Origin of the sequence: Flavobacterium aquiphilum, assembly GCF_027111335.1 — a bacterium.
GTDB classification, from domain to species: domain Bacteria; phylum Bacteroidota; class Bacteroidia; order Flavobacteriales; family Flavobacteriaceae; genus Flavobacterium; species Flavobacterium aquiphilum.
This window is the reverse complement of the sequence record NZ_CP114288.1, coordinates 3280793-3304872: the sequence shown is the minus strand read 5'-3', so window position 1 is coordinate 3304872 and position 24080 is coordinate 3280793. Positions and strand designations below refer to the sequence as shown.

At 38.1% G+C, this 24080-nt stretch carries 26 protein-coding genes; 4 read left to right on the top strand and 22 right to left on the bottom strand.

The annotated features are described in order from the left end of the window. Positions 1-128: 128 nt before the first annotated feature. The 15 genes from OZP12_RS13555 to dinB all read right to left on the bottom strand — a co-directional run bounded on the left by OZP12_RS13555 (position 129) and on the right by dinB (position 15706). On the bottom strand, positions 129-1034 hold the full coding sequence (locus OZP12_RS13555) for a helix-turn-helix domain-containing protein (protein ID WP_281225559.1): 906 nt from the start codon (positions 1032-1034) through the stop codon (positions 129-131). Between the two features lie 23 nt (positions 1035-1057). Continuing rightward, positions 1058-2062, bottom strand: a complete 1005-nt coding sequence (locus OZP12_RS13550; protein ID WP_281225558.1) for a zinc-dependent alcohol dehydrogenase family protein — start codon at positions 2060-2062, stop codon at positions 1058-1060. Between the two features lie 242 nt (positions 2063-2304). Then, positions 2305-3123, bottom strand: coding sequence for a helix-turn-helix domain-containing protein (locus OZP12_RS13545; protein ID WP_281225557.1), 819 nt, complete (start codon positions 3121-3123; stop codon positions 2305-2307). A 91-nt stretch (positions 3124-3214) separates the two neighbouring features. Further along, positions 3215-4771, bottom strand: coding sequence for an aldehyde dehydrogenase family protein (locus tag OZP12_RS13540; RefSeq protein WP_281225556.1), 1557 nt, complete (start codon positions 4769-4771; stop codon positions 3215-3217). Between the two features lie 393 nt (positions 4772-5164). After that, positions 5165-5512 (bottom strand): JAB domain-containing protein, encoded by a 348-nt coding sequence (locus tag OZP12_RS13535; RefSeq protein ID WP_281225555.1) that lies wholly within the window; start codon positions 5510-5512, stop codon positions 5165-5167. A gap of 287 nt (positions 5513-5799) precedes the next feature. Then, a complete protein-coding gene (locus OZP12_RS13530) occupies positions 5800-6546 on the bottom strand; it encodes a PcfJ domain-containing protein (RefSeq protein ID WP_281225554.1) in 747 nt (248 codons plus the stop codon). A 13-nt stretch (positions 6547-6559) separates the two neighbouring features. Then, on the bottom strand, positions 6560-7111 hold the full coding sequence (locus OZP12_RS13525) for a hypothetical protein (protein WP_281225553.1): 552 nt from the start codon (positions 7109-7111) through the stop codon (positions 6560-6562). Further along, positions 7108-7488: a Cas9 inhibitor AcrIIA9 family protein gene (locus tag OZP12_RS13520; RefSeq protein ID WP_281225552.1), complete on the bottom strand. Its 381-nt coding sequence runs from the start codon at positions 7486-7488 to the stop codon at positions 7108-7110. Before OZP12_RS13520 ends, OZP12_RS13525 begins: the two co-directional genes overlap by 4 nt. Positions 7489-7517: 29 nt before the next feature. Further along, positions 7518-7877: a DUF7222 domain-containing protein gene (locus OZP12_RS13515; RefSeq protein ID WP_281225551.1), complete on the bottom strand. Its 360-nt coding sequence runs from the start codon at positions 7875-7877 to the stop codon at positions 7518-7520. Positions 7878-7916: 39 nt separating this feature from the next. Next, on the bottom strand, positions 7917-8294 hold the full coding sequence (locus OZP12_RS13510) for a single-stranded DNA-binding protein (protein ID WP_281229075.1): 378 nt from the start codon (positions 8292-8294) through the stop codon (positions 7917-7919). 815 nt (positions 8295-9109) lie between these two features. Continuing rightward, the gene (locus OZP12_RS13505; protein WP_281225550.1) at positions 9110-9532 is read right to left on the bottom strand and encodes an alpha-ketoglutarate-dependent dioxygenase AlkB; all 423 of its coding nucleotides are present in this window, start codon (positions 9530-9532) and stop codon (positions 9110-9112) included. Between the two features lie 16 nt (positions 9533-9548). Then, positions 9549-10007, bottom strand: a complete 459-nt coding sequence (locus tag OZP12_RS13500) for a DUF1810 domain-containing protein (protein WP_281225549.1) — start codon at positions 10005-10007, stop codon at positions 9549-9551. Between the two features lie 20 nt (positions 10008-10027). Next, the gene (locus OZP12_RS13495; protein ID WP_281225548.1) at positions 10028-11401 is read right to left on the bottom strand and encodes an exonuclease domain-containing protein; all 1374 of its coding nucleotides are present in this window, start codon (positions 11399-11401) and stop codon (positions 10028-10030) included. Positions 11402-11463: 62 nt separating this feature from the next. After that, the gene (locus OZP12_RS13490) at positions 11464-14520 is read right to left on the bottom strand and encodes a DNA polymerase III subunit alpha (protein ID WP_281225547.1); all 3057 of its coding nucleotides are present in this window, start codon (positions 14518-14520) and stop codon (positions 11464-11466) included. A gap of 4 nt (positions 14521-14524) precedes the next feature. Next, positions 14525-15706 (bottom strand): DNA polymerase IV, encoded by a 1182-nt coding sequence (gene dinB / locus OZP12_RS13485; RefSeq protein WP_281225546.1) that lies wholly within the window; start codon positions 15704-15706, stop codon positions 14525-14527. A gap of 87 nt (positions 15707-15793) precedes the next feature. Here dinB and OZP12_RS13480 point away from each other — a divergent pair, with 87 nt between their 5' ends. After that, positions 15794-16552, top strand: a complete 759-nt coding sequence (locus OZP12_RS13480; RefSeq protein WP_281225545.1) for an XRE family transcriptional regulator — start codon at positions 15794-15796, stop codon at positions 16550-16552. A 34-nt stretch (positions 16553-16586) separates the two neighbouring features. Here the strand turns inward: OZP12_RS13480 and mobC are convergent, their stop codons facing one another. The 7 genes from mobC to OZP12_RS13445 all read right to left on the bottom strand — a co-directional run bounded on the left by mobC (position 16587) and on the right by OZP12_RS13445 (position 21295). Further along, the gene (gene mobC / locus OZP12_RS13475) at positions 16587-18566 is read right to left on the bottom strand and encodes a conjugal transfer protein MobC (RefSeq protein ID WP_281225544.1); all 1980 of its coding nucleotides are present in this window, start codon (positions 18564-18566) and stop codon (positions 16587-16589) included. 198 nt (positions 18567-18764) lie between these two features. Beyond that, positions 18765-19028 carry a hypothetical protein gene (locus OZP12_RS13470; protein WP_281225543.1) on the bottom strand — a complete coding sequence of 88 codons (264 nt, stop codon included), beginning with the start codon at positions 19026-19028 and terminating at the stop codon, positions 18765-18767. Further along, positions 19003-19311 carry a nucleotidyl transferase AbiEii/AbiGii toxin family protein gene (locus OZP12_RS13465; protein ID WP_281225542.1) on the bottom strand — a complete coding sequence of 103 codons (309 nt, stop codon included), beginning with the start codon at positions 19309-19311 and terminating at the stop codon, positions 19003-19005. The genes OZP12_RS13470 and OZP12_RS13465 overlap by 26 nt, the downstream gene beginning before the upstream one ends. Positions 19312-19364: 53 nt before the next feature. Continuing rightward, on the bottom strand, positions 19365-19715 hold the full coding sequence (locus tag OZP12_RS13460) for a nucleotidyl transferase AbiEii/AbiGii toxin family protein (RefSeq protein WP_281225541.1): 351 nt from the start codon (positions 19713-19715) through the stop codon (positions 19365-19367). 1 nt (position 19716) lies between these two features. Then, complete coding sequence (locus OZP12_RS13455) at positions 19717-20028, bottom strand: hypothetical protein (RefSeq protein WP_281225540.1); 312 nt, start codon at positions 20026-20028, stop codon at positions 19717-19719. Between the two features lie 4 nt (positions 20029-20032). Then, on the bottom strand, positions 20033-20197 hold the full coding sequence (locus OZP12_RS13450) for a hypothetical protein (RefSeq protein ID WP_281225539.1): 165 nt from the start codon (positions 20195-20197) through the stop codon (positions 20033-20035). Between the two features lie 204 nt (positions 20198-20401). After that, complete coding sequence (locus OZP12_RS13445) at positions 20402-21295, bottom strand: helix-turn-helix domain-containing protein (protein ID WP_281225538.1); 894 nt, start codon at positions 21293-21295, stop codon at positions 20402-20404. 156 nt (positions 21296-21451) lie between these two features. On the opposite strand from OZP12_RS13445, the gene OZP12_RS13440 reads away from it, so the two are divergent. The 3 genes from OZP12_RS13440 (at position 21452) to OZP12_RS13430 (ending at position 24075) form a co-directional block, all read left to right on the top strand. Beyond that, complete coding sequence (locus OZP12_RS13440) at positions 21452-22006, top strand: sugar O-acetyltransferase (RefSeq protein WP_281225537.1); 555 nt, start codon at positions 21452-21454, stop codon at positions 22004-22006. A 126-nt stretch (positions 22007-22132) separates the two neighbouring features. Continuing rightward, positions 22133-22879 (top strand): SDR family oxidoreductase, encoded by a 747-nt coding sequence (locus OZP12_RS13435; protein WP_281225536.1) that lies wholly within the window; start codon positions 22133-22135, stop codon positions 22877-22879. Between the two features lie 89 nt (positions 22880-22968). Then, positions 22969-24075: an alpha/beta hydrolase gene (locus OZP12_RS13430; protein ID WP_281225535.1), complete on the top strand. Its 1107-nt coding sequence runs from the start codon at positions 22969-22971 to the stop codon at positions 24073-24075. The last annotated feature ends 5 nt before the right edge of the window (positions 24076-24080 follow it).

Genomic DNA, 24080 nt, shown 5'->3' with positions numbered 1-24080 from the left:
TGGTTGTAGTCAAAATGACGTTGGTTTTGCCAATTTTCTTTGCAATAGATTTCTACTCGTCAGCATTAGGATGTCAACGATACTATTTTGCATGATCAGGTATGCCGATTTTAATTCCAGAAACTATATTAGTTTAAGCTTCTGTATTCATTGGGAGAAATTCCTGTTTTGTTTTTAAAAATTTTAGTAAAGTGGGAGGGATGTTCAAAACCCAAACTGTACGCTATTTCACTTATGGTTTTTTCTGAGTTCCATAACATTTTTTTTGCATCTTCAATAATTTTAAGATGAATTAGTTCTTGAGTAGTTTTTCCAGTATGTTTTTTCAGTAGATCTGATAAATAATTTGGTGAAAAATTCAGTTCATTTGCGAAGTACTTAACATCAGGTAATCCATTGTCTAAAAGTCTAGCATTAGAAAAATATTCACTTAATAGTTTTTCAAAATTTAAAACTATTTCAATATTGACTTTGGCTCTTGTAAAAAATTGTCTGTCGTAAAATCGTTCGCAATAGTTCAATAGTAATTCAATATTGTTTTGAATTAGATTTTGAGTGTGTTTGTCTATGTTTTGAGAATATTCTTTTTTTATTTTTTCTACACAATCCCATATTGTACTTTTTTCTTCATCAGAAATATGCAAGGCTTCATTTGAATCATAGTGGAAAAAAGAATAATCACTAATTTTTTTATTTAAATCTGATTTAATTAAGATATCTGGATGAAAAAACAAGCCCCAGCCTTCCTCCGGAATTAGACTGGGATTAGGAGCAATTACTTGATTTGGACCAGTAAACATTATAGAGCCCTCGTGAAAGTCACAGTATAATCTACCATAATCAATTTCGAAAATGTATTTTTTGAAAAATATGGCATAAAACCCCAGCTTATAAAAAGTATTTTCTTTGAATAGTGGACTTCTTTGTGCGCTAGTTAAATCAATCATTCTGATTAGTGGATGCTTAGGCCTTGTACAACCGTATAGCTTATCCAATTCAGAAATTGATTTTATTTCAATTACATTATCTTTCATAAAAAAGTTTTGATGGGTCAAAATTAAAATAATTCAACCACAACTTTCCCAATTTCAGTGCGGTTTTTCAATGCAGTATAAGCTTCATTCGCTTGTTCAAGATTAAATGATTTTGAAGAAATAAGCGGTGCAATTTTACCTTGTTCAATTAATTTTGAAGCTTTTTCTAATATTTGACCGTGTAAATGCTTATCCGTACCCGACAACAAAGGTAATAGCGTAAAAACGCCAGAGTAGGTTGCCCCAAGAAATGATAATGGTGCGATGCTATGTGTGCCCCATCCTAATGAACTAAGAACATGTCCTGTATACTTTTTAACTGATTTAAATGAATTATCCAAAGTAGTACCGCCAACAACATCATAAACGATATCAAAACCTTTCCCGGCTGTGTATTTGTTTACATATTCTTCGGGTTGCATTGAAGTATAATCAATAGCAGTAGCTCCCAGGCTTTCAATATATTTTAAACCTTTGCCAGAATCTGTTGCATAAACTTCAGCGCCAAATGCTTTTGCAATTTGGATTGCCATGTGACCAACACCCCCAGAACCTCCATGGACTAAAACTTTTTTGCCTTCAGAGACACTCGCTCTATCAACAAGACCTTCCCATGCAGTTATTAGAACCAATGGTATTGCTGCTGCTTGTTTCATTGAAATATTTTTTGCTTTTAACGCAATATGATCCGCATCTACTGCAATGTACTGAGCCAATGTCCCTTGATTATTGCCAACACCGCCTACTAAACCATAAACTTCATCACCTACTTTGAACCTTTGTACATCATTGGCAATATCGGCAATTACACCTGCCATATCAAGACCTATTATTGCAGGAGTAGTTACTTGCGCATGTGCAGCCAATCCTTCCTGTATTTTTAAATCGAGTGGATTTAAACCGCTTGCCATTATTTTTACTAATACCTGACCACTTTTTAAAGTTGGAATTGGTAATTCTTTTAGTACTAATGGTGCTTGAATTTCACTGAGTACCATTGCTTTCATTGTTTTATTGTTAGTTTTCATAAGTAATATATTTAAATTATTAGACAAATTTAGTTTGATATAATGTACTTGACTTAAACATATTAACGCTATTCTTATACATTTCAATGATTATCAATAGCCATAGCTAACCGGTGTTTTATTAGTAGTTGCTATTTTGAAGAATAAATTTGGAAACAGAAGATGGACCCAGTAAGCGTGACTAAATCCACAATAAAAGTTTTAGTATAAATTTAATTTATAATGATAAAGGTATGTTTGCTCTAACTTTGTGAGTGCTTAATTTTTGAGGGAGCTTCACCATATAATTTTTTAAAAGCAAACGAAAAATGGGATAAGTCTTCAAATCCTAAGTTCAGATAGATTTCTGATGCGGTCTTACCTTTTTCTGTTATTTGATAATAGGCTTCCTGTAACCTTTTTTGTTGCAACCAACGACCGGGAGTGGTATTGAATATACTCTTAAAATCTCTTTTAAAAGTGGCCAGACTTCTACCTGTGAGAAAGGCAAACCTTTTTAAATGAACATTGAAATGGAAGTTTTTGTTCATGAATTTTTCTAAATCAATTTTTTGTGGTTCGGCAAAATTAAACAACACATTTTTTAGTGATTCATCGTATTTCAGCAATACCATTAAGGCTTCTTTTTGCTTCAGCAGTAATAGCTCGGTGGCCGTATCTCTATTCAATAAATCTTCATAATGCAATAAAGATTGCATAAAATTATGGAGTAGCTCGTTTTTGGTAAATTTGATAAATGCCGCGTCATCTACTTTTTTTTCTACTGTATAGCTATATTCTGAACTGAATTTTTGCAACATTTCATTATCGAACACAATGGAAATTGATTTGAATTTTCCTGTTTCTGTAGGATATTTTATAAATTTTATCAAACGATTTTTTCGTGCCGAATATAAATCTCCTTTTTTTAATACCACCTTGTTAACCCCATCATTGAGTTCCATTTCGCCCGAGATTATCATTCCTATAGTGTGATATGAAACGAATTGTTCACCTTCCCGAAATGTTGTAAAATGACAGGAAGAGGTTATGGGTCGTCTATTGTTTTCTGTAGTGTCCATCTTGTTAGTAAAATTACAAAAATAATAGATGCCTAAAAGCATAGGTCTCCACAAAGGAAAACTTTATGAAGACCTGTGCTGTCAAGCCAATTTATGCCAAAATTGTTTTTGGTTCTAGATATTCCTCTAAACCATACACTCCAAATTCACGGCCAATACCGCTTTGTTTGAATCCACCAAATGGTGCCAATGGATCGTGTGGAAATCCATTGATACTTACCCGTCCTGCATTGATTTGTGTTGCCACTCGTTCCGCGCGATTCTTATCGGACGAGCTTATGTAAGCCGCTAAGCCGAAGTTGGTGTCGTTGGCAATAGCAATTGCATCTTCTTCATCTTTGTATGGGATAATAGATAAAACAGGACCAAAAATTTCTTCCTGCGCAATTCGCATATTGTTGCGCACATTGGTGAAAATGGTTGCTTTTACAAAGTTCCCAGCTTCTAAATTTTGGGGTTTTCCTTCACCTCCAGTTAATAAAGTAGCACCTTCTTGAAGTCCAATTTTGATATAATTTTGTACGCGCTCAAATTGTTTTTGGCTAACCATAGGACCGACACTTGTATCTTCATTGGCAGGATTTCCAACTATTATATTTTGCGCTGCTTTTTTTGCCAAAGCGTTTACTTCGTTTAATTTATCTTCAGGTACAAGCAATCGGGTTGCCGCAATACATGCCTGCCCACTGTTCATATAGGCCCCTAGTACTGCCTTTGGAATGGCTTCCTCGAAATTAGCATCGTCTAAAATAATGTTTGGTGATTTTCCGCCCAATTCTAAAGTGACACGTTTCATGGTATCTACGGCTTCTTTGGCGATGATTTTTCCTGTAACGGTTGAACCCGTAAATGAAATTTTTGCAACGTCGGGGTTACGGGTAATTTCAGCTCCAACAATATTTCCCAAACCAGTTATGATATTGAAAACCCCTTTGGGTAACCCTGCTTCGTGAAAACACTCTGTAATCAGTTGGGTTTGTTGTGCACTCATTTCACTTGGTTTGATTACTGTCGTGCAACCTGCTGCAATAGCTGTTGCCAATTTATTACAAATAAAACCGTTGCTCGAATTCCAAGGAGTGATGATACCTACAACTCCCAACGGCTCCAAACGCACTTTTGAATGTCCGACTTTTTTTTCGAAGTTGAAATTTTTCAATGTTTCTATCATTGTTGAAAATGACAAATACATTAGTTCCGCACTTCTTTTGGTAAATTGGTAGGTTCCGCCATATTCTTCTATCATTATTGCTGCCAATTCCTTTTCACGTTTGCTTACGGCTGCCTGTAATTTTTCTAAATATACAATGCGTTCTGCTATGGTAGTTTTTGAAAATGTTTTGAAAGCTGCTTTTGCAGCTGCAATAGCCGATTTGGTATCTTGTTCGTCGCCCAAACGTACGCTACTTATTTTTTGATTGGTCGTTGGGCTTAATAAATCGAAGGTTTTTTTTTTTTTTTTTTTTTTTTTTTTTTTTTTTTTTTTTTTTTTTTTTTTTTTTTTTTTTTTTTTTTTTTTTTTTTTTTTTTTTTTTTTTTTTTTTTTTTTTTTTTTTTTTTTTTTTTTTTTTTTTTTTTTTTTTTTTTTTTTTGTACCGTGTGGGGTTACAAACTCGCCGTTGATGTAAATTTGATCTATGCTTTTCATAATTTTTATTTTTATAAATTATATGATGCAAAGTTCTGCTATTACTATCCCAATAGGTTTGTTAAAAAGCTCAATCTTGATTTGTTGTAAAGTTCAAGTTAATTTGCTTAAAAATGAATTACTTTAAGAGGATTAAGGAATATAAAAAAGAGGCTGTCCGAAGGCTGCCTCTTTTTTATATTGATAGGAATTGAACCGATAAACTTAAGGTTATGAATTTGATAAATTTTAAAGCAATCTAATTCAAGTTCTTGTATTACTTACTATTTTACTTGTTTTTGTTTTTTAATGTTAGATCAAATACAAACCAAGCGAATGAAACGATGCCAATTGCAAATAAAACATTACCAAAGGTACGTAGCCATTTTAATGTAATCATGTTAGGATCTTGCATTAATTCAGCGGAACGAGCGTACCACATTCTTTTTTCGATACTTTCGATGGCCTGCCAAATACCAATCGGAAGCAAACAGCTGAGAACACAAGGCGGACATCTATTATAGTGCTACTAATTCCTCCTGAGGAAAGTTCAATGATTCCGAGAGCTCTGTTGGCCTGGTTTAGGAATACTACTTTAAATTGTTCCAGTAGTTCTATTTTGTTGAAATCCCAAGTGGACAGTATCAGTCTATAAGCTTCTCTGGAGGATTTGATTTGAGGTCTTTGAGATGCTTTAATTTTGGTTCTGTAGATGAGTTCAATTTCCGATACGCTTTGCCAGTTTTGATTTTGAGTTTCCATGATTTTTGATGTTTAAGATTAATTATGGAACCCAATCAGGGCATTGATGAGCGAGTGCAAAAAGCAACGCAATAAAGCAGACTTAAGTTCTGCATTTATGGGGGAATTTTTTGTGGCGAACCGATAAGATGCCCGAACTTTGTGATGGAATTAGGCGCCAATTTCCCAAAAGAATTACTAATTCTAAAAAGGTTAATAGCCTAAGGGTGTCTGCTCGGGGGCAAAAAGATAGTTGAATCCATGTATAAAACGAAAGGAGCTTTTCCTAGAGAAAAAGCCCCTCTTTGCTAAAGGTTTTCGGGATTTTGTTGTTTGAGGCGGGAGCGGATTTGATAGAGGTTTTGTTCCATCAGGTTCAGGATGCTTTTATGGTATTTTGACGGTTTGTTTTTAAAGCCCCTGCACTGGATGACTTTCATTTTGGAAAGGGAGAGTTCAAGGGTTTCTATGGGGCGGTTGTCCAATTGGGCAGAGAATAGGAGCGAATCTGTTTTTGTGTAATATTCATTGGTAAAAATGCAGTGGGAGAGTAAATCCCCTTCCTCCATGAAATCCTTTACGTTTTCCAGTATGTACAGGCTCAAGTTATCTTGAGAAAAGCGAAGCCCGAAAAACGGCTCTTTTTCTTGGGCGTATAGAACCTGTGCTTTTTGGATTTCAGAGCGGATTTGGAGCAGGTATTTTTTGCGCTGAACCGCCCTTTTTTTACTAACCAGCCTATCATGGGCCGCATTGAGATTGTCAGGGCAGACAAAACCAGAACAGCTGAGGTCTTTTTTAAACCAACGAAGCAGGGAAATATAATCTTCCCATGTTTTAAAATCTTCAATTTTGTAGTTGTTTTTAAGACAGGTTTTCACCGCCTGCCAGTTTTCGTTTATGTGCTGTGCGTGGGAGGTCAGGTAATAAGAAAGCAGAGAAGTTTGTGAAGCTTTAAGCATGGTTTCGGAGTGGGGGTCTTTTAAAAGCGAAGCAAACAGTATCTGCGGGGCGATGTTGTAAAAGCCAGTTTTAAACCCGTTTCTTTTCAGCACAGGCAGTACTTTCTTATTGGGGAACACTCTGTAGGGATTGATTCGGTATTTGGGGGAGTTTTGGAAATTTTTTGGGCGAATTCCAAAAGGGGAGGGAGTATTGCCACTGGTCATAGGTATGGGAAAATACATTGGTACTGATACTCATGCTGCGGACTTCCCCTTGGACGTTTATCCAGTGCTGCATCACTTCTTTGTGAAAGTATGAGGGCAGGCAGTTCTTTTTCATGTGTTTGTGCGAACAGATGATGCGCACCACCTGATAGCCTGCGTATACGTCCAAAGTGGCGGAATATTCAATTTCCTTGAAATACACCCGATTGCAGTCCTGCATTTTAAGTTTTCCTGCACAGGCTTTGCATTTTATAAATTTTGCGCAGGCTTCGTTTGCATGGTCAGGTTTCCAAGAGTGGTTGCATTCCAGGCAATAAAATTTTCCTCGGGAGAGCACTCCCCATTTCAGGAAAACCGTTTTTTCCGCCCAGGTGTGCACTTGCGCCTGGATTGGTGCAAGTGAAGCGCTGAGCCGTGTTATTTCTTTCTCGATGGTGGTTTTAGGTATCATAAATCAAAAAGGGTTAAGGCGGTTTGCACGGTTTTAGGAGTTTCTTTCACGGGAGTTTTGTCTACCACCTTTTGGGCGGTTTCGATCGGGGTGGAGAATAAATCCGTCTGCGGGGGCTTATTTACGGTTATATCGCATTTGATTTCTGCGGGTGAGGTGATTGTATCATCGATATAATATTGGACAGCTATGTCAAAAATTTCGTTATCGGCAAAGGCATTTAGCCCTGTTTTTTTGACTTCGCTTATAATGTGTTTGATGCACTGTTCTAAATTTTTAGAGGGCTTTGCAAAAGCGGGGGAGAAAGCGGTATCATTTACCGCTTTCTCTTTGAGAAAATTCTCGATTATATTTTTAAAAGTTTCGGAAGCGTCCATTGCTCAAAGATTTAAAATGTTAAAAGGTCTTATTCAAAATTGCGACAGTAGATGTCATAGCAGTATTCTTCCAAGCAGAGCCAACATATAAAGGTATAGTGTGGGAGTTTGTAGCGGTTGGAAATGGGTTCCCCGAGTGATTCTTCGAGTTCGGTTTTGATGTTTTCCAAATCCTCAAAATGTTCGATGTAAAAGGCTTTGCAGTCGGTGTGATAAATAAATTCTTCTATCATTCCGCTAATGCACCCGCTATGTTGCAGGTCAAGTAAAAAGGATTTGAGTTTTTCTTTTTTGGTTCCGTCATAGGATTCCATATTATTGCGGATTATCGCATTGAATGTGCGACTTACATCATAGTCGCTGAACATTGATTTGGTCAAGGCTTTCATAATTCTTTTCTTTAGGCTTATACAATTTATTGCGGGCTGTTAAAAAGGCAGGTCATCAGGGTCTTTGTCGGACTGGGTATCCATCGTCGTATTGTCCTGTACCCCTTTTGGGAATGAGAGGATTTTAACATGACTGGTGTGAAAGGTAAGGCTGCCGTGCGCCTGTGTGTCACTTCCGATATAGGCATTGCACCCAATGCGCCCGAAGAGTTCCACGAGTGCCCCTTTCTTGAGCCACTGCGCTATTTTGGAACTGAGCCAATAGGAGCATTCGATATAGGTTACTATTTTTTTAAATTCGGATGCCCCTTTGGGTTTATATCTGTCGTTAATTGCTATACTGAAATTAACGACTTCACGGTCTCCGTTTACTTTACAAACGGTGGCATCTTTTGTAATTCTTCCTGTAATTTCCATGACATACAATTTTAAAGGTTACTGTTGTTTTGATTTTTTCCCAGTCCCCGAAATGAATTTTTTCAAAAGAAAAACGGGAAAAAAGAAAGCACAAGTAGAGTGTCCGAATAGGAAGCCGAAGTGCTATAAGTCCCGAAGGGTGGTGGAGCGGGAGCGGAGCCATTATGCGCATGCAGGCGAGGGAGGACACTACTTTAGCTGCCCTTTTAACCCGTTTTGAATGAAAATCATGTCTTAAATGATAGAAGCCATTGGGATTTGTACAGAAACATGTGCTGCAGAAACGTTATTTAGGCAAAGGAAAGTTTGTGATTTAAGTGGGGAGTTTCTGCAAACGATGACCGCTATAACTAAAGGTAAGCGCTGAATGAATATTCCTTTGGTTTTAAAATAGAAAAGGCACAGGAGAGAGAAGAAGGTTTTTTTATGGTATTGCAGGGCTATTATAATATTGAACAGGCGAAGAAAAAAGGAAAAAGCAGCAAGCAGTATTCAGATTTAAATGCTTGAGAAAGCTGTTGTTTTTGTTACAGACAAAAAAAATCGATTCGGAGAGACAAAAAAAAAGAGGTATTCAAAGAATCTTTGAGCGTAAGAATGAAGAATAAAGATTTGCCACTTTAATGAGATCGCTACCTAATAGTTTTTATTTTACCTGTCTGAAAGTCAAATTAATTCTAGGGAGTACCTCCCTTGCCGTTTTAGGCACCTGATGTTGCCAAAAACTGATTGATGCGCCCGCAAAAACTACGAGCAAACCATGATGAAGAATGAACGGCATTACTGGGGAATCTCTGTGTTGAACTTAAGGGTCGTCAAACAAAATAAACAATTCCTCCAAAAGTTACTGAAGCGATGATGGGGTTGATGCCGGATTTGTCCGTTTTGTCACTGTGCCAGGCTACGCTGTCTTGTCCGTTTCTATATAAGCTCAGTAGTACAGCATTGAATTTTACATGGATTTCGGCTTCGACTCTCTGGCGGATATTGCGCAGATCTTTTGTAAGTTCTTGAGTATTGGAACCAGCTTCGATATTATTTTTGTCTTCAAACCATGAAACCATCCTTGGAGCCGTGACCACTTTGTCGTACATAGGCATTTCATACTCATACCAATGCGTATCAGCTAAGAGTGCTTGATAATAATAGTCAGATTCCTCTTTATTGAAGAAGTTGTCAATAAGAAATACATCCGCATCGGGCAGGTCAAAATCTTTCCTGCCACGAGTCCCCGACATAAATAGTTCCGTATCGTCAAATAGTGTCATTGGAAAATTTAATTTTTAGTAACAATTGAAGGGTATATTCATCTTGAGAACCATCGAAATATTTTTCAAGCACCTGCTCAAAAATGGGATTGGTGTTTGGAATGTTCGCAAACAACGTCATGCACGAACGGAGTTTTAGATAGTCCGGATGCCCAAAAATCTGTAAGGCTGTTTTGTCTTTTAATTGTAATAAAGCAGTCGAAATTTCGATTAAATGCTTGCCTAAAACGGGATGTGAAAGATATTGTTCTGCTTCGGCCAAATCCTCAATTGCGTAAAACAGGGAAGTTTCGCTAAAGCCCAAACCTTTGATCTGGGGAAACACAAACCACATCCAATGAGTTTCCTTATGACCTTTATTGATTTCTGCAAGGGCTTGTAAGTACAGCTGATTTTGCGCCTCTAAGAAGCGGGTTAATTCGTGAGAGTAATTTTTTTTAAGCATTGGTAGTGTTATTAAAGTTATTAAAGCAATGTATCTATTTGAAAAACCTTTTTCGGATATTTGGCTGCATAACTATAGATTAACTGCATGATATAATTATTGCTTTTGTAAGGTGTGGTGTAACTTTTAATTTCAGATGGTTCGGTAATTCCAATATCAGACGGTATGTAGCCCATCCCATAAAAATGACCATTTTCAACCCATATGCAGCTTCGTTCCTCTGGAGTTCTCCCTTTGTCGGTAATAAAGAAATTCGGCCTGTTTGCTAAAACAAAATCGATAGCATTTTCTATAGTTTCATTATGCTTTTCAAGGAGAGGCAAGTCCCTAACATCCAATTGTTGAGGAGCTTCTTCTGTGAGGGTACAGTATTTGCAAAACCGGTAGTCAATCCCAAAGTTTTCTGCCAACCGCTGCAACATGTTTACGCCATCATACATTGTATGAAAAACTTCTATACAGCGTTGAAACTTGTTCACCTTGCCGATGACCAGATACCTGTAGCCATTACGTGCTTCATATTCATAAAGACCGAATTTAGCCTCGAAGCGCTTCAATGCCTTGTTGTGTATTGGCCATAGTTTTTGAATCTCGGTGCATTCCAGCAGGAGCGCCATTAGCTCGGTAGCGCAAACTTCAAATGAGATACCGTAGATGTCCCTTAAAAAATGTTGTCTTTGTGGCGTAATTTTGTGCCCGCTAAAATGCGATGCTACACGTTTTTTCAAGTTGACTGCCTTACCAACATAGATGACTTTTTTAGCCTGATTATAGAAATAATACACTCCTGGCTTTTCCGGCAACTGCTCGAAGTCTGCAGGAGGGAGATTGGGCGGCAGGCGTTGGTCTTGCGCGGTTTTTTTTAGCATTTTACCTATTTCACCTTCTTCGTCCCATTGCAGCAGTCTGGAAAAAAGAATAGTCGTGGCATCGGCATCACCTCCGGCACGGTGTTGGTTGACCAAAGGGATGTCCAGGGAACGGCAAAGCCTTCCCAGACTGTAAGAACCAAGTCCTGGTTTTATCTTTCTTGCTGCCCGAACGGTGCAGAGCTTTCTGGCAGTCCACTTAAAACCGGCTTTTTCCAGCTCATGACGAACGAATGAATAATCGAAATTGACATTATGGGCAACGAAGATGCGGTCGGTAAGCATCGCTAATACTTTCTCCGATATGGCATCAAATATGGGTGCATCACGAACCATTTCATCACTGATACCTGTCATGGCAAAAATAGGCAGGGGGATCTCCTTTTGCGGATTGACCAAGGTTTCCCAGCGGTCAATAACGTTTGTACCATCATGGATAATAATTGCAATTTCCGTGATGCGGCTCCCACTGGCATTACCGCCTGTGGTTTCAATATCGACTATGGCATATTCCTGCTTTTTCATCTATTATATAACGTAAATCCCTTTCTTATTCTTGTTGTTTGGGCAATGTAAAAGACCTTGCTTTACTGTCCCATTTTATGCCTAGGCAAGCCAATTTCATGTTCCTGCGGATAGGGAGCCCGATGCGTCATGCTGATGTCTTCCCGAATCTGTTCATGTACTTTATACTGCCTGTCTGTAGCATTAGAATATCTCGGATCGGGAATGAAAGGCATCTTTGCCATTTTACTAATGGTAACCGTTGGAAAATGATAATCTACTTCAACAGTCCCTAATAACAAATAGCAACCACCTCCCTGAAAAGGATATTTTTCCAGACTGTCAGCGAAATGAGCGGTATCGAAATATTCTCCCTCATAATCAATCCAGGTTCCAAAATACATGGTCCCCCTGTTGGTTGGTACATGCTTTCTGGAAATAAGATAAGCGAGCATTTTTACCGTTTTTTTATGATGGCTTGCCAAGTCTTTTGTCATTACAGTGCCTCTGTATTTGGTTTGAAGCAAATCGAAGGGAGAGAAAGAAACCGGAAAACTCAATAGCTCAATTTCATCGAAAGCATCTTCAAATACAGAGCGATCCAATTCGGGAAGCTTATAATCCTTGACCGGTTCCTGCAGTAGCATCAGGTTTCTGTTTTCGGGTTTGAAGTTTACCAACAGCAAACGAGCCATGACCAGCAATTGATTTTTTGATTTGCCTGTGAAACGAAAAGCCCCTATAAATATCAATATCTGGATTCCTTCAATACCGATGGGAATACGGTTGATGAAATCTTCAAGCGATTTATAAGCCCCGTTTTTTTCCCGTTCATTAATTATTAAATGGGCCATTTGGATTTCCAATCTTTCCAGGTGCATCAGTCCCAAATATACGTCTATTCCATATAGGGTCGTTTCGTATTGGCTCTTATTGACACAAGGGGTGTGTATGCTTGCCCCGGACATTTTTGCCTCATGCACATATACTTCGGTACGGTAAAAGCCTCCTTGATTATTGATTACGGCGACCATGAACTCAACAGGGTAGTGTACTTTGAGGTAAAGGCTTTGATAACTTTCGACCGCATAGGAAGCCGAATGGGCTTTGCAAAAAGAATAGCCTGCAAAAGATTCGATTTGGCGGTAGATTTCTTCACTGAGTTTTTGTGGATGCCCTTTTTTGGCACAGGAAATAAAAAAGTCTTCTTTCACTTTTTGCAACGCGGCTTTAGAACGTCCTTTTCCGCTCATGGCCCGGCGCAGGATATCACCATCTGCAGCAGGAAGTCCTCCGTAATGCAACGCAATTTTAATAACGTCTTCCTGATAGACCATAATACCATAAGTTTCCCCGAGTTGCTCCTTGAAGACCTCGTGAAAATATTCGAATTGGTCAGGATGGTTGTGACGAAATACATATTCTTTCATCATACCCGATTGTGCCACTCCGGGACGGATAATAGAGGAAGCTGCAACAAGCGTTTTGTAATTGTCACAATTAAGACGTCGCAATAATCCGCGCATGGCCGGACTTTCGATATAAAAACAGCCGATGGTTTTGCCCCGCGCCAAAAAGATATTGGCCGTAGCTTCGTCTTTGGATAGGGCAGTGTTTCGAATATCAACTTTAATACCCCGGTTTTTCTCGATAAGTTTTACGCTATCGTCTATATGACCAATGCCGCGCTGGCTCAAAATATCAAATTTATCAAAACCGATGTCTTCGGCAATATGCATGTCAAAAAGCGCAATAGGAAATCCTTTGGGAGGCATTTCCAAAACAGAGTAATTGGTAATCGGTTCTTCTGAAATCAAGATGCCGCAGGAATGCATGCTGCGCTGATTGGGATACTTCTCCAATAGCATGCCATATTCCTGAACCAGTTTGACAACAGAGTTAGTGTCATGGGTAGCCATCGGATTTTTAGCCAATACGTCCAGTTCGTCTTTGGGAAGCCCGAAAACTTTACCCACTTCGCGGAATATTGAACGGTATTTGAATTCCACGTTGGTTCCGCAGAAAGCCACATGATCGGCTCCATAACGATTGAAGATATATTTGAGTATCGTATCTCGCTCTTTCCAGGACCAGTCAATGTCAAAGTCCGGGGGGGTTTTACGGTTTACATTTAAAAAGCGTTCAAAATACAAATCCAGTTCAATAGGACAGATATCGGTAATGCCCAGACAGTAGGCAATGATACTGTTGGCACCACTGCCTCGTCCAATATGCAAAAAGCCACAACTGTTACTGTAACGAACGATATCCCAGGTGATCAAAAAGTAACCGCCAAACCCCAGTTCATCAATTACTTTGAGCTCTTTTTCCGCTCGGGCTCTGGCCTGTGCGTTATTGGAACCGTAGCGCCAATGGAGTCCCTGATAAGCCAGGCTGGTCAGTAAAGCCATGTCGCTTTTGTGGTTATTGGTATAAAACTTTTTGTTTTTGGATGTTTTAAAATCAAACTCAAAATGGCACTGATCGATTATGTTTTGGGTATTGGCGAGAATGTTCGGATGCTGTTCATATTTAGCCAATAGTTTCTCTAAGGGCAACATAAAATCAGTCTGCCTGCAGTAATCATCTTCAGTCAATTTGGACAATATGATATTGGTGTCAATCGCCCGAAGGATTTTATGTAGGTTGAATTCTCTTTTGGTACGAAAGGTTACAGGCTGGAATACTAGCATCTTATGTTCCAATATTTTCCACTGCTGATGGAACAGTTTTGAGAGTTCTTCCGGACGAATCCCGATGTATTCATTGTCTTTCAAACAGGCAGGGACATTTTCTAATGGATAAATAATAATCACATTTTCAAAATCCGGAGCGGATAAAGGAAGTGGAATCTCTTCAAAATTATGTCTGGTAAGAAAGCGGTTCATTTCGGCAACACCCACGGCATTTTTGGCCAATCCAATATAGCGAAGCACATTGTCAGCCCGAAACTCAATTCCTACCAGCGGTTTTATCCCGACCTCATTGCAGACCTTTGTAAAATCATAGATGCCGGTAACGGTATTGATATCCGTGAGTGCCATGGCTTTTACCTTGCAGGCAACGGCCTGTTCAACCAAGTCCGTCAGCGGAATAGTACCGTAGCGTAGGGAATGGAAAGAGTGGCAATTGAGGTACATGGTATTAGGATTTGCGTTTTAAAATTTCGTCTTTGTTGTTGGGTTTGAAGGTGGCCCCGGCACAGCGCATCACCGCATCAAAACCATAACGGCTCTTCATTCTGTCCATAGCCTGGTATAACGATACCATTTCTTCGGTATCTTCAAAGAGATTAATTTGATAATTGCCCCTGACCAATCCACTAAAGCGGACACCGATGAGTCGAAGGCGCATCCGGCGCTGGTACACTTTATCAAAGAGATCCATCACAGTTCTGGTAAGGACGTGGTCGGCAGAAGTGTATGGGATTCGGCATTGTTTGGTTTCGGTATCGAAATTGGAATAGCGTATCTTAACCACTACGGTAGAAGTGAGCCATTGCTCTGAGCGCAACTGAAACCCCAGTTTTTCGACCATGCCTATTAAAACCGATTTCAATTTGGGAATATCTATGGTATCTTGACTAAAGGTATCCTCTGTCGAAATGGATTTTCTTTCAGTATAAGGTTCAACGGGATTGTTGTCAATGCCATTGGCTTTTTTCCATAATTCGATACCATTTTTGCCAATCATTCGCTGTAAGACTTCCATTGGCATTTGCGAAAGCGTTTCTATGGTGCGGATACCGATTCGGGACAACAACTGAAAAGTAACATCCCCGACCATTGGTATTTTTTTTACTGATAAGGGGTTGAGAAAAGGCTGTACCAAATTGGAAGGTATTTCGAGGTTGCCTTTGGGTTTGCCTTCACCGGTTGCAATTTTGGAAACGGTCTTGTTGATTGATAAGGCAAAACTTATCGGGAGTCCTGTTTCACGGGTGATGGTTTGTGCGAGTTCAGAAGTCCATTGGTAACTGCCATAAAATTTATCCATACCGGTAATATCCAGATAGAATTCATCGATGCTGGCTTTTTCCATGACGGGGGCTTTGTCTTCAATCACTTGGGTAACCGTGTGCGATAATTGGGAATAGCGTTCCATATCGCCTTTCAAAACCTTGGCCTGTGGGCAGAGACGAAGTGCCATTTTAATAGGCATGGCCGAGCGGACACCAAAGGTACGGGCTTCATAGGAACAAGAGGCTACAACACCGCGATCACCGCCACCAATAATTAGAGGAATCCCTACCAATTGGGAATTTTCCAATCTTTCGCAGGACACAAAAAAAGTATCCAAGTCCATATGTACAATTGCTCTTTCCATTTTCCTCTCATTTTATACAGGACAAAATTAATACAGGTTGTAACAAAAATATTTATATTTGTTGTTCCAAATTATAACAAAATAGTTATGTCTTTATTTTCGGACAACATCAGAAGCCTCAGGCTAAAAAAGAAAATTTCACAGGAGAAATTGGCTGAAAGCCTGATGATCACCAGGGGGAGATACGTCAAATACGAAGACGGAACTTCGGAAGCCCCTTATGATATACTAAAAAAAATAGCCCATTACCACCACATCAGCATTGATTTGTTGTTATCGGTGGACGTGCGGAAAATACCGCTGGACGATTTGTTACAACTAGAAGACAACCGCTTGGTGCTTCCCATCACCGTCGATAGGGAAGGGGAGAATTATATTGAGGTGGTGACCCAAAAAGTGAAGGCAGGTTATTTGAATGGCTATGCCGATCCGGAATATATTGAAAGCCTGCAACAGATTTCTTTGCCTTTTTTAGGCCCCGGAAAATACAGGGGCTTTCCTGTTGAGGGGGATTCAATGCCGCCCCATGAAGACGGTTCTATTATTATTGGGCGTTATGTAGAACGATTGGGGGAAGTTATGGATGGCAAAACTTATATCTTCATTACCAAAAGTGAGGGGATGGTGTATAAACGGCTCAATAAAAACAAAAAAAACGCACTGGTTTTGGAATCGGACAATAGTTCTTATCCTGCCTATGAAGTAAAGGCTTCCGATATACTGGAGATTTGGGAGTATGCCTGTAATATCGGACGCAATGACAAAAGAACAGAAATCACCGATTTGGAAACTTTAAGGGATATGATTTTGGGTTTGAAGGGAGATATTCAAGACTTGAAGAAATAAGTGCAACCAATAATTAGGTTGGGGAAACCGCAAATTATTTTTTTTTAATGACCAAATGCGATTGTGTTGGATCATCGAGTAAGCGTTCCATTTCGGAATGAACAATATCGAGGATATCTTGTTTAATCTGTAGGTAATTCCGTTGGATGATTGAATGGTCAAGTTTGCGCACAGAGGGTATTTCCATATACTTTTCTTCTTCTTTTTGGAGTGCCTGATGATCGTTTATGATTTCTGAGTGGAAGGTTTTGAGTTCGATTTTGCAGTCGGGGTTATCGGCAACCATCCCTACAAATTCGCCAGAACTTAGCGTGGCTATTTTGGAAGGGGGTACGGCAGCTTCGAGCTGTTTGGAACGACTAATGGAGGTGTCATTGCTATTAATAGAAAGGCTTTCACGGTCCTGCATGATTTTACCTATGCGTTCCGATAGCTGTTTGGAAGTATCTCCGGTTACCTGCCCGCTAATGATATTGCCAGTTATGTTCATAATCACATCGGCCTGTTCGCGTCCATAGTCTTTACGCAATTGGCTAAAATCCTGTATGCCTAGGCAGGTTGCCACTTTATTGCTTCGGGCGGTTGCAATTAAGCCGTCCATATTGTTGAGATAAATAGTTGGGAATTCATCAAAGATCAGGCTGGATTTCATTTTTCCTTTTTTGTTGACCAGCTTTACAAGCCTATTTACATAAAGCGATAACACTGCACCATAGATTTGTATTTTCTGTGGGTTGTTACCTATGCAGACGATCTTTGGGGCTGACGGATTGTTAATGTCCAAAGTAAAGTCATTTCCCGAGAGCACATAATATAATTGAGGGGAGGAGAGCCGTGCCATGGCTATTTTAGCGGAAGCGATTTGTCCTTCAAGCTGTTCCATTACATCATTGAGATAGGCATTTACAAAAGGATTGATCAGTACCTCGATTTCCTTTTCGGCCCTAAGCAGCGTAAAGAGACTGTCGTAATCCATCTGCATGAGTTCAATGACATGAGGCAGGGTACAAAATTCTCCATCTTTATAACGCCTCAAATACCATATGATGGCTGACAAAAAATTAATGGGTGATTCCACAAAAAAATCACCTTGGCGTTTGATCCATTCGCGGTTGAGTCCTAATAAAATGGTTCGTGCCGATTCCGAAGCATCGGTAATGTCTTCCATACTTTGAGGGTCGAGGGGATTGCAACGGTGCATAATCTTGTCAAAATTGATAAAATAGCATTTTGGAGCAATAGGATAATTCTTTTTGTATTTCTCAAAGGTATTGTAGACAATTTTGGAGAGATCATCATACTTAAAATCATAGACAAACATGCTGAAGCCTTTTTGGATGTGTTGGGTAATCACATGACGAATAACGAAATACGACTTCCCTGAGCCGGGCGTTCCCAATACCAATAATCCCCGAAAGGGATTGATAATATTGATCCAGCTGTTTCTGATTTTGTTTTTTAGATGATAACGGGCTGGTAAATTAATAGAATATTCGTTTACCAATAGCCTTTCTTCCTGAGGGAAAGTTTCGTTTTCTTTGTTGAAGATGTCCCGGCTATCCAAGCTTTTTTTTATGATACGGGATAGAAGGGTACCCCCGGTGAGCATCAAGAGATAACCAATAGAAGTTATTCCCATATATGCCACTGCAATTGGAATAAAATCTAAAGATAGCCAAAACGAAAGACCGCTAATAAAGTAAATTAATAAGCCAATAAAAAAGTAGGCAAGAGCTGTTTTATAATTCATTTTTTCCTCTTTTCGTCCTTTTGCTCCCAAAAGGGAAATCAGTAAAAAGAGCAAAGCAAGGAGTTTGGATTTATTAAAGTTAAAAAACAAGCCCGTGTGATAAATATTGCTTAAAATGGCATCACTAAATTTAGTAACCAGTTGCCACTCAGAGAAAGCCCTATAGCAATAATAATAAAAGTGGATGCTTAAAATAATAATGCTGATGAGCCTGGTCATATCCATTATCTTTCTGAGCGCCTGTTCATTTTCTCCCGTCTGCATTGCCTCTTCTTATTTGATTGAAATAAAAACAAAAGTAAATTTAGCTAAGATTTGGCGAGTAATCCTACTCAAAATATGGTAAGGAAAAAGGAGTGACTAGGAGCAAAGATATTCTCAAAGCAGTATTCTATTTTCAGACGGGAACTAATTATTATAAACTGGAATACTATGTTAGAAGCTAAATAATAATGCAGAAAATTACAATTTTTCAACCCATTTACCGATCTCAGCGAGTAGTTCATTAAAATCAGGTTGACCTTTGAAATACAGTTTGGATGTTTTTTTATAGTGTTCTATAAATCGTTCCCGAAGCTCGGGGTTCTTCAGTAAAAAAGCGTCATTATTAGCCATTGGGATTTTGCAGTCTTTGGGAGGAAAGCGAGCTTCTTTGTGTATTTGATATTCTTCTGTTCCTATGAATGCTTTTACCGCATCATCATGTGATAAGGCTGTAGACATCATAGTATTGCCGCATTAAATTTTGTCGCTCTTCTTTATCTTCCTGTTCTTGCCTGAATTTGGTTGCAATAGTCTGTAATTTTTCAACAAAAGTGTAGCCAATGTTATAACAGGCAATATCTATAGCCCGATTGTCGATTATATCTACACCTTGTTGAACTGCTTTTTCATACGCCCAAGAAGAAATGGTTAAGGGGTTGTTAGGTGTTACGGTGTCAAATCCGACCTCTAATAATATACCTTCCTTAACTCCGTCTATGGCATCTGTTTTACTTTCATAATGCAACCTTATCTCTCCACTACGGTATTGCCTTTGGTCGTCAAAAGCTTTGTCTCTTACTACCGTATAATGCCGTTTATTTCAATATCGTTTGCCAAACTATCGTAAAAGTCTTTCCTCTTTTGGATATTTCGTGGCTTATTGTTGTTTGGGTTTTCATTGATTTCCATTTCGGCCGGTGGCTTGATATGGATGTCGATGTCTTCAGAAAAACGGTGTATGATTCCGTAACCCTTGGATAGAGATGTACCTCCTTTGAGCTCAAATTGTAACCTTTGTTGTTTTAACCCATATAGCACATGCGTAATCCAATAGTCTTTTTCGACAAGACCAGGTTCTATATTTAATTCTGCCCCTAGAATACGGAGCAGATCACGGAAATTTTTATGGTTGTGTAAGTAGTCATGCATATTATACTGTGATAACAGGTTCTAACATTTTTTTTGCTTTGATACTGCCATATTCCACAAGTGATTTTTTTAATTTTTTGGCATCCATTGTTTTTGCTTTGGAATGCACTTTTGACACTATTTCTTTAGGGTCTTCAGCCAGCTGGTCAAGGTTGTTTAACAAGTTTACCAATAAAAATTCCGGTGTTACTTTATTTGGAAAATGAGGTTTAATCCTAAATGAAAAAATCATACCACCAAGATTAAAATCGCCATGTCGCTTATGGCTGTAAACCGTTTTTCCATTGTGTAGCTGGGTGGTTCCTACTCCCAATGCGTTATACGAATTTTAAGGAAGTTACCAAAAAACGTTTGTCTTTTAGAAAAGAACGCACCAATACATCTTCTTCGGGAGGTGTCTCTCCAAAGATGGTCAGCTCGCGATAATAGTATAGCCCTTGAGACAACTTTTGCAAAGTGCCTTCCTGTACCAACTGTTCCAAGTGACGGTCAACAGATTTTGACCACTTGGATAAATCAGCCCTACGATATACCTTTCATTATTTTAACTCCACTCTAACAAATGCAGATACTATTTTATAAACCTTAATAAATTTTCGTTCTACCAAAAAACCGTTGACAAATGTTGATGGTCTTTTACACCCCAATATCCTTTCCTTTGGTTTTTCCCATTCGTCCATTAAACTTTAATTTAAACTTCGATATTCTAAAGGAGTTATTCCAACCTCTTTTTTAAACATTCGGGTAAAATGTTGGGGATATTTAAATCCTAATTCATAAGCTATTTCACTAATCGATTTACCAGGTTCGTACATTTTCTCCTTTGCCAATTCAATCAATCGTAATTGAATATGCTCTTGAGCTGATTTTCCGGTTTCTTTTTTTAAAAGATCGCCAAGATAATTGGAAGACAAATATAATTTTTCAGCAAAGTATTTTACGGTTGGTAAACCGGCAGTCATTGGTAAATCTGAATTAAAATAATCGTCTAATACTTTTTCAAATCGGGTTAATACATCTTTATTGACATTGCTTCGAGTGATAAATTGTCGTTCATAAAATCGTTTACAATAATTTAAAAATAACTCAATATAGGAAACTATTAAAGTTTTACTATGATTATCTATGGCGTGATTCAGTTCATATTCTATTTTATCTAAACAGTCATTGATAATAACTCTTTCACGAGCTGATAAATGCAATGCTTCATTTACTTCATAGGAGAAAAAAGAATATTCTTTAATGTTTTTTCCTAATGCTGTTCCGTGTATTAAATCAGGATGAAAAATTAAAGCTTTTCCAAAGCCTCGTTGCTTTTCTTCTGATGCTATACCATAAACCTGTCCGGGTGAGATAAAAATCAGTGTGCCCTCTTCATAATCATAATCATTAATGCCATAAGTTATATTTCCGCATTTAATATCTTTCAAAAAAATACAATAAACTCCCATCTGTGCTCTAAAATAACAAAAGGGTTCCGCTTTTTGAAAATCAACAATACTTATCAAAGGATGAAGCGTTTCTATTCCTACTAACCGATTGTATTCTTTTACAGTATCTATTCTAACTATTTCTGACATTGTTTGATCATTTTGATACAAATTTAAGCATCTATTTGTCAATATTTTAGCCCATATTGAAGTTTCCGTAATTATGGTTGGTATTCAAGTAATTTGGGTAAGTGCTTACATATGAAATAGATTGAAATTTGCATTTTAAAATTAGACTTCAATAAAATGGACATATTTCAAAGGCTAAAAAATGGTGAGCTAGTTTCTTTTTCAGATCCTGATTATCATGTAATAATCGATAAAGCATCAAAAACAAAAAGTCTCCAAATTGAGTTAAATCAAGCCATTAACAATAATGATTTTCGAACAATTTGGAAGAAAATTTCAGGAAATGAATTAGATGAAACTACAACTATTTCTTTGCCTTTTCAGATTAATATCGGGACCTGTACTATAATTGGAAAAAATGTTTTTATCAATAGCGATTGCACTTTTCTGGATTTGGGTGGGATTACTATTGAAGATGATGTTCTAATTGGTCCCAAAGTAAGCCTGTTAACTGAAGGGCATCCTATCGAATCTGAGAAAAGAAAAGCATTATTCGTAAAACCAATCCTAATTAAAAGGAATGTATGGATTGGAGCTGGTGCCATTATTTTACCGGGTGTTACCATAGGAGAAAATTCAATTGTAGCTGCAGGTGCTGTTGTTTCAAAAGATGTACCTGACAATGTAGTTGTGGGTGGAATTCCTGCAAAAATTATTAAAGAGATTAAATAAATATAAAATGAAAATAATTCAAATCACACCCCTAATCATCAATATTGAAAAAGGGATTGTAGAATGGCAAGAAGCGGTAACTGACAAAGTTTATAAAAGTATATAATAACTTAAATAAAAATAATTATGACAAATAATATCAAAGACAAAGTAATAATCATTACAGGAGCAAGCAGTGGAATGGGAGAAGCGGCAGCAAAACATTTGGCAACGCTTGGTGCAACTGTGGTACTTGGTGCAAGAAGAGCCGATAAAATTGAAAAATTGGTAAATGGAATTAGTAACAATGGCGGAAAAGCCCTTGCTGTAACTGTCGATGTAACCAATCTGGAACAAGTAAAAAATCTCGTTGATACGGCTGTTCAACAATTTGGACGTGTAGATGTGATATTGAATAATGCAGGTATAATGCCACTGTCGCCAATGGATAGGATTAATGTGGAGGAATGGAATACGATGATTGATGTGAATATAAAAGGCGTACTCAATGGTATTGCAGCTGTATTACCTTATATGAAAGAACAGAAGTTTGGTCAGATCATCAACACATCTTCTGTGGCTGGTCATAAAGTATTTTACGGCTCTGCAGTTTATTCGGCTACAAAATATGCCGTTCGTGCATTGACAGAAGGATTGCGAATGGAAATAAAACCCTATAATATCCGAACCACAATCGTGTGTCCAGGAGCTGTTAAAACAGAATTGCTGGAACATATTTCCGAAGCAGATATTCAGCAGGCCAATAAAGATTATGTGGACGAAGTAGGAATAAGTCCGGACAGTTTTGCCCGTGTGGTTGCTTTCGCAATCAGCCAGCCAGAGGATGTTGACATTAATGAAGTCATCTTCCGCCCTACAGCACAGGAACTTTAATCAACTTCAGTTCCCGAAATTGTAAACTACAATGAAGCGGTAATGGGTGAGCAATATTTAATAGATTAAAAAAGTAAAACAGAAATAAAATGAAAAAAATATCAATTCTGGCAGTAACTGTTCTAATGTTTTTAATGCAATCTTGCACACAAAATAAAAACGAAAAAAAATCCGAAAAAGTAAAAAATGAAGATACAATCGAACACTACACTTTTGAGTTGAGTGATAAGGTAACACGTCAAAAAGTAACTTTCAAAAACCGTTTCGGAATTACAGTTTCCGGAGATTTATACCTACCCAAAGACAATAATAAATCTAAAAAGTATGCCGCTTTAGTTTTGAGTGGTCCATTTGGCGCAGTCAAAGAGCAATCATCGGGCTTATATGCTCACGAAATGGCAAAAAGAGGATTTGTTGCTTTGGCTTTCGATCCGTCCTTTACTGGTGAAAGTGGCGGTGAAGTTCGTAACGTAGCATCTCCAGATATTTTCACAGAAGATTTTAGTGCTGCAGTAGATTATCTTGGATTGCAAAACTATGTTGACAGAAACAAAATTGGTGCATTAGCCATATGTGGTTTGAGCGGAATGGCTATTACAGCAGCAGCAAGTGATACCCGAATTAAAGGTGTTGTAACCGTATCAATGTATGATATGTCACGAAGCATCAGCAAAAGTTATAAGGACAGTTATACCAACGAACAACGTCATAAAGTTGTCGATTACTTAAGTCAACAACGTTGGATTGATACCGAAAAAGGAACTAACGCTTTAGGTTACCACGAAGTACCATTTGACCAAAAAGGAAACATCATTAAAGGAACAAAGCTATTGCCTGATACCTTACCGGAAAATCCAAATCCAGTTTTGGCTGATTTTTATTCGTATTACAAAACAAAACGAGGTTATCATCCAAGATCAATTAATTCAAATTCAGCTTGGACGGCAACTACACCCATTTCATTTTTCAACTTCCCTATGCATGCTAATATCGAATTGCTTTCTCCAAGACCAATTATGCTAATCGCTGGAGAAAAGGCTCATTCGCGTTATTATTCTGAAGATGTTTTTAAAATAGCAACCGAACCAAAAGAGTTAGTAATTGTACCAAATGCAACCCATTGTGATTTATATGATAAAGTTGACATGATACCTTTTGATAAATTAGAAACGTTCTTTAAAAATAATTTAAAATAAGTCAC